General features: G+C 39.4%; 13 protein-coding genes and 4 tRNA genes. All 17 read right to left on the bottom strand.

Annotated features, from left to right (window positions below):
• Positions 1 to 5 precede the first annotated feature (5 nt).
• Positions 6 to 1,355 carry a glutathione-disulfide reductase gene (gene gorA / locus HCB49_RS03140; RefSeq protein WP_185604083.1) on the bottom strand — a complete coding sequence of 450 codons (1,350 nt, stop codon included), beginning with the start codon at positions 1,353 to 1,355 and terminating at the stop codon, positions 6 to 8.
• A gap of 34 nt (positions 1,356 to 1,389) precedes the next feature.
• Entirely contained in the window at positions 1,390 to 1,887 is a 498-nt protein-coding gene (locus HCB49_RS03135) for a tyrosine phosphatase family protein (RefSeq protein ID WP_185403266.1), read from the bottom strand.
• A 131-nt stretch (positions 1,888 to 2,018) separates the two neighbouring features.
• On the bottom strand, positions 2,019 to 2,693 hold the full coding sequence (locus tag HCB49_RS03130) for a YdeI/OmpD-associated family protein (protein WP_185604082.1): 675 nt from the start codon (positions 2,691 to 2,693) through the stop codon (positions 2,019 to 2,021).
• A gap of 114 nt (positions 2,694 to 2,807) precedes the next feature.
• Entirely contained in the window at positions 2,808 to 3,188 is a 381-nt protein-coding gene (locus tag HCB49_RS03125; protein ID WP_185604081.1) for an OsmC family protein, read from the bottom strand.
• Between the two features lie 127 nt (positions 3,189 to 3,315).
• Positions 3,316 to 3,388, bottom strand: a tRNA-Asp gene (locus tag HCB49_RS03120).
• A 27-nt stretch (positions 3,389 to 3,415) separates the two neighbouring features.
• A tRNA-Glu gene (locus tag HCB49_RS03115) sits at positions 3,416 to 3,487 on the bottom strand.
• Between the two features lie 197 nt (positions 3,488 to 3,684).
• Complete coding sequence (locus tag HCB49_RS03110; RefSeq protein WP_011701718.1) at positions 3,685 to 4,398, bottom strand: GntR family transcriptional regulator; 714 nt, start codon at positions 4,396 to 4,398, stop codon at positions 3,685 to 3,687.
• 80 nt (positions 4,399 to 4,478) lie between these two features.
• Positions 4,479 to 5,765, bottom strand: coding sequence for a PTS cellobiose transporter subunit IIC (gene celB / locus HCB49_RS03105; protein ID WP_003727104.1), 1,287 nt, complete (start codon positions 5,763 to 5,765; stop codon positions 4,479 to 4,481).
• A gap of 145 nt (positions 5,766 to 5,910) precedes the next feature.
• The gene (locus HCB49_RS03100; RefSeq protein ID WP_070294606.1) at positions 5,911 to 6,300 is read right to left on the bottom strand and encodes an iron chaperone; all 390 of its coding nucleotides are present in this window, start codon (positions 6,298 to 6,300) and stop codon (positions 5,911 to 5,913) included.
• 91 nt (positions 6,301 to 6,391) lie between these two features.
• Positions 6,392 to 6,940 (bottom strand): riboflavin biosynthesis intermediates N-glycosidase, encoded by a 549-nt coding sequence (gene ybiA, locus HCB49_RS03095; RefSeq protein ID WP_070238886.1) that lies wholly within the window; start codon positions 6,938 to 6,940, stop codon positions 6,392 to 6,394.
• A gap of 32 nt (positions 6,941 to 6,972) precedes the next feature.
• Entirely contained in the window at positions 6,973 to 7,455 is a 483-nt protein-coding gene (locus HCB49_RS03090; RefSeq protein WP_185604080.1) for an SMI1/KNR4 family protein, read from the bottom strand.
• Between the two features lie 15 nt (positions 7,456 to 7,470).
• A complete protein-coding gene (gene ybiA / locus HCB49_RS03085; protein WP_185604079.1) occupies positions 7,471 to 7,911 on the bottom strand; it encodes a riboflavin biosynthesis intermediates N-glycosidase in 441 nt (146 codons plus the stop codon).
• 152 nt (positions 7,912 to 8,063) lie between these two features.
• A tRNA-Ser gene (locus HCB49_RS03080) sits at positions 8,064 to 8,151 on the bottom strand.
• A 3-nt stretch (positions 8,152 to 8,154) separates the two neighbouring features.
• Positions 8,155 to 8,227, bottom strand: a tRNA-Asn gene (locus HCB49_RS03075).
• Positions 8,228 to 8,279: 52 nt separating this feature from the next.
• Positions 8,280 to 8,747, bottom strand: coding sequence for a SprT family protein (locus HCB49_RS03070; protein WP_014601852.1), 468 nt, complete (start codon positions 8,745 to 8,747; stop codon positions 8,280 to 8,282).
• The gene (locus HCB49_RS03065) at positions 8,747 to 10,924 is read right to left on the bottom strand and encodes a Tex family protein (protein ID WP_185604078.1); all 2,178 of its coding nucleotides are present in this window, start codon (positions 10,922 to 10,924) and stop codon (positions 8,747 to 8,749) included. The genes HCB49_RS03070 and HCB49_RS03065 overlap by 1 nt, the downstream gene beginning before the upstream one ends.
• Before the next feature lie 76 nt (positions 10,925 to 11,000).
• Positions 11,001 to 12,626 carry a SulP family inorganic anion transporter gene (locus HCB49_RS03060; RefSeq protein WP_185604077.1) on the bottom strand — a complete coding sequence of 542 codons (1,626 nt, stop codon included), beginning with the start codon at positions 12,624 to 12,626 and terminating at the stop codon, positions 11,001 to 11,003.
• Positions 12,627 to 12,668 lie beyond the last annotated feature (42 nt).

Raw genomic sequence — 12,668 nt, 5'->3', positions numbered from 1 at the left:
GTTTTCTATTTCATTGTAACAAATTCTTCGGATCCTGTTGGGTGGATAGCGACTGTGTTGTCAAAATCAGCTTTCGTCGCGCCCATATTAACCGCAACCGCGAATCCTTGAATCATTTCATCCACGCCGTAACCAATGCCGTGCAAGCCGATGACGCGCTCTGTCTTCCCTTCACAGATTAGCTTCATCCGACAAGGTTCGCGGTGGTCTGTGATAGCTGTGTACATCGAGGTAAAGCTAGAAGTGTATACTTTGATATTTTCTTTGCCATATTTTTCGATTGCTTCAGGTTCAGTTAAACCGACTGTTCCGATAGCTGGATGACTAAATACGACAGTTGGAATGTTTTCATAGTTTAAATGCGCATCTTTTTTATTGTTGAAAAGGCGTTCTGATAAGCGACGGCCAGCAGCGATTGCGACCGGGGTTAATTCGTAATGTCCCGTTACATCACCAACTGCATATATCCCATCCACATTTGTGTTTTGGAACTTATCTACGGCGATATGTCCGCTTTCTAAGAGTTCTACGCCCGCTTTTTCGATTTGAAGTCCTTTGATGACTGGTTTTCGTCCAATCGCCCAAATAAGCGTATCGACCGTTTCCGAGCGGCCATCTTCCAAGCTCAACGTCAAACTGCCATCTGGATTTTTTTCGACTTTTTGCGGAACAGCGTGTTTATGCAACGTCATATCCGATTGCTCGATAATTTCGGTTAATGTATCGGTTAAAAGTGGATCAAAATTTCGGAGTGGTGCATGTTTCCGTACAAAAAGATGTGTTTCTGAGCCAAGTTGTTGTAATACGCCAGCAAGCTCAACTGCGATGTAGCCCGCGCCAACAACCGCCACTTTTTTCGGAAGTTCTTTTAATGCAAAAAAGCCATCTGATGTGATACCAAATTCTGCACCCGGAATGGAAGGAAGCGCTGGTTCGCCGCCTGTTGCAATTAAAATATGATCTGCGGTTACTAGTTCGCCATTTACACGTAATGTTTTTTCATCGACAAATTCGGCATAGCCTTTTATCCAATCTACGTTATTATTATCAAGTCCATTTTTGTAGGAACCGCGAATGCGTTCAATGTATGCTTCTCGGTTTTCGACTAATTTTTGGAAGTTAAAGCTTGCGTCGACTTGGTAACCATAGGCATCTGCGTATAAATCCATGGCTTCTTTGATTTGCGCGCCGTACCACATGACTTTTTTAGGCACACAACCAACATTCACACATGTTCCGCCTAAAAATTTTGGTTCAATCAACGCACATTTTGCGCCGTGCATGGCTGCGCGGTTAATCGAAGCAATCCCGCCACTGCCGCCACCAATCGCAATATAATCATAATGCTTATCCATACAAAATCTCTCCTAACATTTCTTCGTTTTCGTTTTATAAATACGCTTCGCCCCGCATAATCGCGAGAACCCGCGGATTTGGTAAGTATCGTTTTATCACTTGAAGTTTTTCGTATGTGTCCTTGTCTCCTAAATGTTCCGCAATCCCCATAGCAACCGCGCTACTCCGGCTGACTCCAGCGTGACAATGGACAACAATCTGCGTAAAATCTGGGTGCTCATCCACAAAATCATAAATCAAATCGCGATGTACCTCGTTGAATAGTTTCATCTCCGCTTGCTCTTTGTCACTAAGCCCCCAGTAATCATCTTCTTCGTTAATATCATTAAAATGAACGGGCAAAATAGCTTCAAAAAGTGATTCGTGTTTGAGTGGCTGATAGGTTGCGCCGACATCCGCAATACGAATAAGTAAAGTATGCTCTGAGCGCGGCTTAAACTGCACCGCTACTACTTCTGGTACGGCAATTATCCGTAAATCAAATGGATCAAAATCAATTTGGCGCCTTTCTTTGTTAATATAATTCGCCATCCTGCATGTCCCCTTTTCCAGTGCAACAAGATTTTCCTTCGTCTTATTCCCCCTCTATTCTATCACGCCTAGAGATTTTTACATAAAGAAGCAGTTTCAAACATAAAAAATAACCAAATAAAATTATCTGGTTACTTTTTGCCTTGTCGGTAAAGATCTTTTGTTTTATAACCTTGGCTCAAAATATCGACCATTTCTAAGCGTCTTTTTTCTTGTGTGGCTGGTTGTTTGGCAGAGTAAATATAGCGCGCCCAAACCCGCTGGTAGCCCGTTGCTAAATTGTTGTAGAAGGCTTGTAAATCGCCTTTATCAGCTAAAAATTCCGCGACTAGAGGAACGTGGTCGGCGTATTCATCTGCAGAAGGGTTGTTTTTCTTAACGCCCTTCGCTTTTAGTTTTGTTGCTTCTTTTAGACCAACTACTGTATACGTTTCGTCGAGCGCAACCATTCGCATGAATTTGAGCGTGCTACCATCGACGTAACCTTCTTCATCGGTTTTTAGCGCCGGCATGAGTTCATCGCGGTGCACGTATGTATCGAACTTTTTATTACCTTTTTTGGGGTAGGCAAAAAATAAATAACCATCCGCGGAAAGTTTATTTTCGGCAATGACTTTTTGCACGAATGCAATCAATTCATCCAGCGTTTCCACAAAATCGAAAATTAAATCATATTGTTTATCAGCCATTTTTTCCTCGTAATTCGCTAAACGGTGAAAATAACCCGCTCGATCTGGTTGATTTAGGATGACCGCTTCTTTATATTTAGTCAGCTGTAATTTTTCTACTATTGTTTTTTCTTCCATGTCCCAGCACCTCGTTTGTATTGTTTGGTTCCAGTATATAGCCTTCCCTTTAAGTAATCAAGCCAAACTAAACACAAAAAAGACCAAGCACCACAGCTTGGTCTATAAATCATTTTATTTAAAAACAACAATCTCATTAATTTCAATCGACGGGTCTAAACTTTTCACAACCGGGCAAGCATCTTTCACTAAATGGACAGCTTTTTCGGCTTTCGCTTCATTGCTTTTATCTACTAAATCCACCGTAAAAGTAACATTAATTTTCGTTAAAACATGCATAGCACTTTCTTGATCTTGCTCATAATCGGTGTGAATGCTTAAATCATTTATGTCAATTCGTTTTTTCTCAAGTAATGTTTGATAGACATATCCGCTACAAGCAGCAACCGCCGCCACTGTTATTTGAACTGGAGAAAAACCTTCTTCTTTAATTAATGTCCAGTTTCCACTTGGATGTACAAGTTCTAATACTTTCCCATTTTTCACTAAATCCATGATTCATTCCTCCAATTTAATTCTTACAATTCTTATATGAATAATAAGATTATAGCTCAAATAAAAAGCTGTGTCCAATTTCCTGTACGAAAAAAAGAATCCAAGTTTTGCTTGGATTCTTTTTGAGCGGTCCCGACGGGATTTGAACCCGCGATCTCCTGCGTGACAGGCAGGCATGTTAACCCCTACACCACGGAACCATATGTATAAAAAATGAATAAAAAAAGTGACCCGTACGGGATTCGAACCCGTGTTACCGCCGTGAAAGGGCGGTGTCTTAACCGCTTGACCAACGGGCCAGATAAAAAACGAAAAATGAATATATATTCAATTGAATTCATTTCTCTTACACCAGCTTTTTTATTATAACATAATCTGAGTGACTGTCAACGGCTTTTTCTAATTTTATTTACATTTTTTTCATCGGGAGTTTTTTATACATTTTTACCTCCATAAAACAAAGTCAGCTATGCTTTACGGGCATGCTGACTTTATTTTACTTTTCTCGGTGGTCAACCATAATAAAACTTCTTGTATCATAGCGATGTCTTGATCTAGAATATTCCACTGGTCTACCATCTTTCAAATACACTACTTGCTCCACTTCTAAAACTGGGTCGTGTTCCCCGCACGCTAAATATTCTTGATCATATTCAGATGGCTTATCGGCATTAATTTTCCGAAAGGCTCCGCTTAGCACGAGTCCCAGTGAGTCTTGTAAATATGCATAAATCGAATGATGCAAAATTTCTTTCGTTAAACCAGGAACTAAATCTGCCGGCATCGTTGTATGCTCTAACACATATGGTTCGCCGTCCAAGAGCCGTAACCGAATCAATTTGTAAACCGGCTGGTCTGCTTTTATTAAAAGTTGTTCTTGTGTTTTTTCATCTGGGAAGGCAATATCGAATGCAATAATTTTACTTGAAATTCGGTTGTCTCCCATCATTTTTGTCAAACCGTCATAATCCCGCAAACTCGCGTCTTGCTTATTAGCTAAGGCATTTTTCATGACAAAAGTTCCCGCACCTCGTTGTCTGTAAACAAGTCCTTCAAGCGCTAAAACGTCAAAGGCTTTTTTTATTGTCATTCTGCTACAATCATAAGCTTTACATAAGCTCACTTGATCAGGAAGAATGGATTCTGGTGGATAAGTACCGTTGTTTATTTTTTCGCGGATATCTGCTGCAATCAATTCATACTTAACCAATTCGATCGCTCCTTCGCTTGAATTAAAAATGTCTAGCCATTTCTAGTCAAATTATAGCATATCGAAAAGGAAAATTTAACTTATTTGATAGCCGCCTCTGATTCTCTCGCAATATTTGTCCGATCGACTAGTTTTAAGAACGGATACCAGATAATGAGGACGATGAAGAAGTCGACTACTTGAAGCGCCCCGCCTAGCCATGAGTTAGTTGCGAGAATACCATTGATGACAATTGGCACCGTCCAAGGCACAGCAACCCCGGTTGGAGCAGGAACAATACCAGCTGCCATTACGAAATAATTCAGGGTAGTTACAATCAAAGGTGCAATAATCCATGGAATTAAAATCGTAGCATTTAATACAATTGGCATACCAAAAAGTACTGGCTCATTAACGTTAAAAATTCCAGGCCCAAGTGCTAATCGACCAATTTCTTTACTTTGCTTACTCTTCATTAAGAATGCTAGTGCAATAACAACTGCTAAAGTCATTCCAGATCCGCCCATACCAACAGTAAAGACTTCCATAAATGGTTTCGTAATAATATGCGGCAATGGGAGTCCAGCTTTATAAGCATCTAAATTTTCAAGCATTAACGTATTCCAAATCGGGTCCATTACCGAGTTGACAATGATTTGACCATGCAGGCCGAAAAACCATAATACTTGGACAAAAAATAAAGCGATTAGTGTTGGAACAATTCCTGAACCAAGCCCCACTAAAGGCTTTTGAATAACAGTATAAACAACATCATGTAAGTTTGTATGGAAGAAGAATTGTACCATAACATTAATTGCTAAAAAAATACTTAATGTTAAGATAGCGGGAATAAGTGCTGCAAATGATTTAGCAACAGCAGGTGGAACTCCTGCAGGCATTTTGATTGTCCAATCCCGTTGAACAAAAAATCGATATAATTCTGCAGCAATAAAACCAGTAATCATTCCGATAAACATTCCTTTTGCCCCAAGTCGATCTAACGAAAGCGCTCCGGTAATAAGCTCTCCATCAGGACTATTAAAGAAAAATGGCGTTAAAATCAAGAAGCTAGCAAGGGCAACTGCCCCTCCATAAATTGCTTCAACTTTATAATATTTAGATAGTGAATATCCAATTCCAAAAACAACAAAGACAGTCATAATACTCATCGTGGCGCTTTGGGCATTTCCAAGATACAACTGTAAAACTGCCTTCGTTTCATCACTCCAAAACGGTAGATTCATTAAAACCACCGCAATCGAACCAAACATTGTTAGCGGAAATGCCAACATGAATGCATCTCTTAAAGTGGTTAAGTACCTATTCTCTCCTAGTTTTGCAGCAAGAGGCATTAACTTTTCCCCAAGTAACTCCATAAACTTATTCACTTTACTTCCCCCAAACATGATATTTTTCTAAAAAGAAAACGTTTTCTATTTATTATTATACTCATTTAATATTAAATGTCTAGTCTTTTTAAAATAAAAGACCAAACAAAAAAAGACTTTCATCATCACAATGAAAGCCTCCTTCTTATTTTTTCTTCTTTGCTAGCTTTTCTGCTGCTTTTTGTTTATTTTCTGCTAGTCGGAAAAGCGTCATTTCTTTAATTAACTCGTAAGGAACTTCTTCTTTGATTGGAAACTGTACAGCACCTTTAGAATGCTTGTAATTTCCGAGCTTAGATTCAAACGCCGCAATGCCACTAGAAGCCGGATAAAACCCGTAGTGATTTTTCGCAACAGCAAAGTGCACCAAGTTTCCTTCCAAATAAAAAGTCGGCATTTGATAACTTATTTTCTCTGTTGCTTCCGGTGCAGCTGCTTTAATCGTTTCTCTGATTTTTTGCAACACTTCTTTTGTTTCCGGTGGCGCTTGGGTAATATATTCATCAATCGTTGTAAATTCTAGTTTATTATCCATAGTCCTTTCCTTTCTGAAACGTTTTTCTTATTATAGCAATTCTCTTGTAAAAAAACTATTTTTGCGAGAACAACAAGTTTACTAGTACGCATTAGTTCTCAAGTTCATCTCTCACTGCCATCAAAGCAAAACCGAGTAAATTCAGACCTTTCCAATATAACGGATTTTCCACGTTCTTATTATCCGCAGCCATTCCAATACCCCAAATTTTATCTACTGGACTTGCTTCAACCAAAATCCTGTTTTTCGTTTGCATTAAAAACTTTTTCAACTCTTCATTTTGAGAAAATTTTGCCTGATTCGCACGCATAACTATATTAAACCGATTCTTAAGCCAAATATCTTCTTGAAAACCACGTATTAATCTACCGAAATCTTTCGCTTGTTTCGGATGCTTAGCCGCTAAAATTTTCTCTCTCATTTCCATATCATTAAATAGCTTTGCTTTCTCTGCCATCATAAATTGCTCAGCACAATTATATTCCACTCCGTCCACTTTAAAACTACAAATCCACCACTGGCTAAAACAACTTTTACTTATCTTCCCATCTTCAGCAGGCTGATGTCCCCAAAAGAAAATGTATTTTAATTTTTCACCTTTTCGGTATTTATGCTGTATTTTTTCTAATGTAAAATCCATACCTATCATCTCCAACTTTTTAATTTTATTTATTATAATATTATTTTGCCAATTTCGATTTTCAGTAAAAAATCCGCGAACGAGTCTGCTACGACCAAACTTTCTTCAAATTCAGGTTCTGAACCATGAACAACACTTCCGTCCTTTAAAGTGATAGCATAATATTCATAACAACCGCCAACACTCATCATAATTGGTAAATGTGCATTCCAAAATAGTCTTACTTTATTTTCTAAATTTTTATCGCCTTCTGCTGCTTCTAAACTCATTTGTTCAAAAGAATTCCACGAAAAGGCGTCATCCTCATTCTCTAAAAAATCTTCTTCCGATAAAAACCAACAAGTGTCCCCCGCATTGCTACAGAGGTTAAGTTGTATATAAAAGGCCTTATATGCATCTGGCAAATTTCCATATCTCTTTAAAATCTGCTCTGGCAAGTTTTTCTCTACAGCAGACAAATCTACTTGCCAATTATTATTTTTAGCCCATTCAAAAAAATGATTTATTGGTTCCATTTAAGCTACCTCCCACTATTTAGAGTTCCATTCGTCTCTGACTTTCATTAACATCTTGCCTAGACGATTTTTTCCAGAGCCATCTCCGCCGTCGCCCCAATAATGATCATTTTCCGTATGTTCCACTAAAATAGCATTCTCTGTGGATAAAAGTATTTTTTTCACTTCCGAATGTTGCTCTACTTTTGCTCTGATTGCTTTTAACATCACTTCGTCTTTCATACTTTCCCAGCCTTTTCGCAGTGGGAAGTCTCTATTTCTACCCAATTTTGCTGCATCTATTGGTTTTTTCGTATTAATTACTTTTTTAATAATTTTTTTATCTATAAATTTTTGCGCTTGGAAATAGTGTTCTGCGGTTGGATAAGTCACGCCGTCTATGACAACTGGATGTAAAGAGAAATTAGAGAAACAGCCATAGTCCGCATTTTCACTATAAAAATGGATAACCTTCATTTTGCACCTCCGAGTATTGACGTTATGTTTTTTGCAACTTGAGCTTATCTTTCAAAATAACTTTAGCATACATATAGACGAAAATCCATCGCTATTTTTCCACAAAAAAAGACACTGCTTAGTTTCCTAAACAATGTCTTTATAAGTTATTACGGAGAAGGAGGGATTTGAACCCTCGCGCCGCGCGAGCGACCTATACCCTTAGCAGGGGCACCTCTTCAGCCACTTGAGTACTTCCCCAAACTCCACAGGCAGGACTCGAACCTGCGACCGATCGGTTAACAGCCGATTGCTCTACCAACTGAGCTACTGTGGAATTATCTGACTTCCACTAGTATACGCAGAACTTGGCAAAAATGCAAGACTTTTCATGCGTTTTCTGTATAAATTTTCTTGGAACCTGTTTGTATTAATTTTCCGCCACAACTGCCACAGCGATAACGGTTCACATTGAATCTGCGTTGTCTTAAAAAGGACTTCCCGCAACCTTTGCATGTATATTCATGCATGGTAATTTCACGTGGTATCGTTGCACAAAATCTCGGTGCGTCTACTTTTTTTAATAACTCACGGAAATCTTGATCGCGATGCTGATAGCCTTTTTTCTCTAAATGAAGGTGATAATGACATAGTTCGTGCTTCATAATCCCGATAAAGTACGCTAATCCAAAGTTTTCTAGGTACTTGGGGTTCATTTCGATATTGTGACTTTTTAGCAAATAACGTCCCCCAGTGGTTCGTAAGCGCGCATTAAACACGGCTTGGTGGCGAAATTCTTTTTGGAAAAATTGCAGCGACACTTCTTCCATGTGTCGCTGCAACTCTGCTTGATTCATTATTTAACACTTCCATTAGGATTAAGCATCGTTAACGCAATACGATTTTTCTTCGTATCTACTTCATCCACCCAAACGGTCACAACGTCTCCTACTGAAACGACATCCATCGGGTTTTTAACAAAAGAATTACTTAGTTTCGAAATATGCACAAGGCCGTCTTGTTTCACGCCAATATCAACAAAAGCGCCAAAGTCAACCACGTTACGAACCGTTCCTTGTAATTCCATTCCTTGTTTTAAATCTTCCATCGAAATAACATCTTGTTTTAAAAGTGGTGCTGGAAGTTCGTCACGAAGGTCGCGACCAGGAGCAATTAAATTATCAATAATATCGCGCATTGTTTCTTTACCAATGTTTAATTTCTCTGCTTCCTCAGGGATACTTAGCGCTTGTAGTGCCGCTTTTAAATCCTCACTGCCGATATCTTTTAAGCCGAAGCCAGCTGCTTTTACAATTTGCTCTGCTGCCTTATAACTTTCAGGGTGAATCGCTGTTTTATCAAGCGGGTTTTCGCCTTCTAAAATACGTAAGAAACCGATACTTTGTTCATATGATTTCGCACCTAGACGAGGAACCTTTTTCAACTCTTTACGAGAAGCAAACGAGCCATTTTCCTCGCGATATTTACGAATATTATTTGCGACTGTTTTGTTTAAACCGGCTACATATTGTAAAAGAGAAGCGGAGGCTGTATTAACGTTGACACCGACTTGGTTAACAGCTGTTTCAACGACAAAAGTTAGCGTTTCATTTAGTCGTTTTTGCGCGACGTCATGTTGGTATTGCCCTACACCGACAGATTTCGGATCAATTTTCACAAGTTCTGCTAGTGGATCTTGCAAACGGCGTCCAATCGAAACTGCGCTACGTTCTTCTACTTGATAATCCGGGAACTCCTCGCGAGCTGTTTCACTCGCAGAATAGACACTCGCGCCAGCTTCATTGACGATACAATAATAAGCACTAGATTTCGATTCACGAATCACTTCCACGATAAATTGTTCCGTTTCACGTGATGCCGTTCCGTTACCAATCGCGATAACTTCTACTTGATACGTCGATAAAATTTCCGCAATTTTTTGTTTTGCTTCTGGGCGGCGCGCTTTAGCCGTATGTGGGTAAACAACGCCAATTTCTAGCACTTTCCCCGTTTGATCTAACACAGAGAATTTACAACCCGTTCTAAAAGCTGGATCGACCCCAAGAATAATTTTCCCTTTTAAAGGTGGTTGTAATAGCAATTTGCGCAAGTTCTCGGAGAAAATATGGATTGCTTGTTCTTCACCTTTATCTGTTAGTTCGCCGCGGATTTCACGTTCAATTGCTGGTCCGATAAAGCGTTTATAAGCATCCAAAATAGCTTCTTCTACGTAAGGACGAGTTGCAGAATTACGATTTTGGATAACTTTTTCAAATAAGTATTGGAAGATTTTTGTCGTATCCACTTGGACTTGGACACGTAAAATGTCTTCTTTTTCACCACGGTTAAAAGCAAGGATACGGTGGCTAGCTACTTTGCCAATCATTTCGTTAAATTCATAGTACATTTCGTACACGCCTTTTTCGTCTGCTTCGGCGTTTTTCGCTCTGGATTCAATCATCCCGAATTTGCGTGTAAAGTTACGAATCCACTCACGAAAACTAGGCTCATCACTGATTTGTTCAGCGATAATTTCATGTGCGCCGAGTAATGCTGCTTCTGCTGATTCCACTTCTTTTTCCTCAGAAATGTAGTTCGCGGCTTCTTTCAGTGGATCGGCGTTGCTTGGAAAGCTCAGAAGCCATTCAGCCAGTGGTTCTAAGCCTTTTTCTTTGGCGATTGTTGCTTTCGTGCGTTTCTTTTGTTTATAAGGACGATATAAATCTTCAAGCGCTTGGTGTTTTTCTGCTTTGACGATTGCGGCTCTCAGTTCGTCTGTTAATTTTCCTTGTTCATCTATTAGGCGAATGATTTCTTCTTTACGATTTTCTAATTTCGTTACATATTCAAATGTTTCTTCAATATCGCGAATTTCAACTTCATCTAGGCTACCAGTCATTTCTTTACGGTAACGTGCGATAAATGGGACCGTGTTGCCTTCTTCCATCAATTTGATAACGGCATTAATTTGCGCTGGTTTATACGTTAGCGATTTTTGGACTAATTTCATTATTTTTTCTTGCATTTGTTCCATACTTGATAGCCTCCATTTATTTCATTATCTACTAAGTGTAACATAATTACGTTTCAACTGACAAAAGCTACCAGTCTCATTTATTCAAAGCATTTTCCGCAAAATGAATCGCGTCTTCGGTATGTGAAAAGAAGTGTTCATTGCCAATTCGGTCGTAAAGTCCGCTACCTTTCAGACTTTCTTTCGCTTTATCCGTTAGCCCGGTAATTAAAATTTGACCGCCTTGCTTCGAAAATTCTTTTTCAATTTGGTGAAAATAGCCTTCTGCGGTTGCATCGATAATCGGTACTTTCCCCATCCGCAAAATCAGAAATTTCGGTTTTACATGAATTGCTTTAATAATATTTTGTTGAAAAATCTGCGCTGCTCCAAAGAAAAGCGGACCACGAATTGTAAAAATACTAATTTTCTCGTGTAAATGAGGAGCAATTTCGGCGCCTTCTGGTTCGATTTCTTCGATTTGCATCGAACTGCCCATTTGTTTTGCGAAAAGAACAACCGCCAGCAGCAAGCCAACTTCCACTGCCACAGTTAAACTTGCGAAAACCGTTAGTAAAAAGGTAATTACAAGTACTAACGTATCGCCTGATTTTAGTTTGATAATATGCTGGAATGTTTTTCGTTCGCTCATATTCCAAGCTACTAACATTAAAATCGGCGCCATTGCTGCAATTGGAATGTTGACAGCTACTGGAGCGAGTACGAGTAAAGTGAGTAATACGAAAATCCCGTGGATAACGCCCGAAACACGGCTAGTTGCGCCATTATTAATATTGGTCGCCGTTCTTGCAATCGCCCCAGTCGCTGGAATCCCACCAAACATTGGTGTAACAATATTAGCAATCCCTTGCCCAATTAGTTCACGATTACTATTATGTTTTGTATTCGTCATTCCATCTGCTACAACAGCCGAGAGAAGCGACTCAATCCCACCAAGCATTGCGATAACAAACGCCGGCCCGACCAGTTTACTCATATTCGCAAACGTCATATCAGGAAATTCAAACGGTGGAAAAGTGTTCGGAATATCCCCATACGCCGAACCAATCGTTGGAAGCGCATCAGGAAAAAAGAACATCGCAATTGCCGTCGTAATCACAAGTCCAATAAGCGGCGCCGGAATTCTCGGTAAAATTTTCGGAAAAACAAATAATACAAGCATACAAATACATGAAATTAACACACTATAGAAATTCCATGAATCCAGGTGTAGCCAGATCTCTTGCATATTCGCCACAAATGATTCATGTTTTTCCATCCCTGTTAATCCGAGGAAATTCCCCACTTGCCCCATAAAAATCGTTACAGCAATCCCAGCCGTAAATCCAATCGTCACTGGTCGCGGAATAAATTTAATCAGCGTTCCAATTTTGAAAATACCCATTAAGCAAAGTAAAACCCCTGCCATCATTCCCGCTACAAGTAAATCTTGATAACCATAAGTTAATACGATGCCAAGTAGTACCGGAATAAATGCGCCAGTTGGCCCAGCGATTTGAAATTTCGAACCACCAAAAATAGAAACGATGATTCCCGCTACAAAACTAGAATAAATTCCATATTCCGGACTTACCCCCGATGCAATCGCAAAGGACATCGCCAGTGGTAACGCAATAATGCCCACGATAATACCCGCAAGCAAGTCCTTCCTAAATCTCGCCCACGTATAACCTTTTACACTATTCAATAAAACTTTCTTCAATTTGCTCCTTCTCTCTTATTTGTATTTTAATCCGCGCGAAAA

The sequence above is a fragment of the Listeria cossartiae subsp. cayugensis genome, assembly GCF_014229095.1.
In the GTDB taxonomy this organism is placed as follows: Bacteria; Bacillota; Bacilli; order Lactobacillales; family Listeriaceae; genus Listeria; species Listeria cayugensis.
The sequence above is the reverse complement of the archived record's forward strand: the minus strand, read 5'-3'. Positions and strand labels throughout refer to the sequence as shown.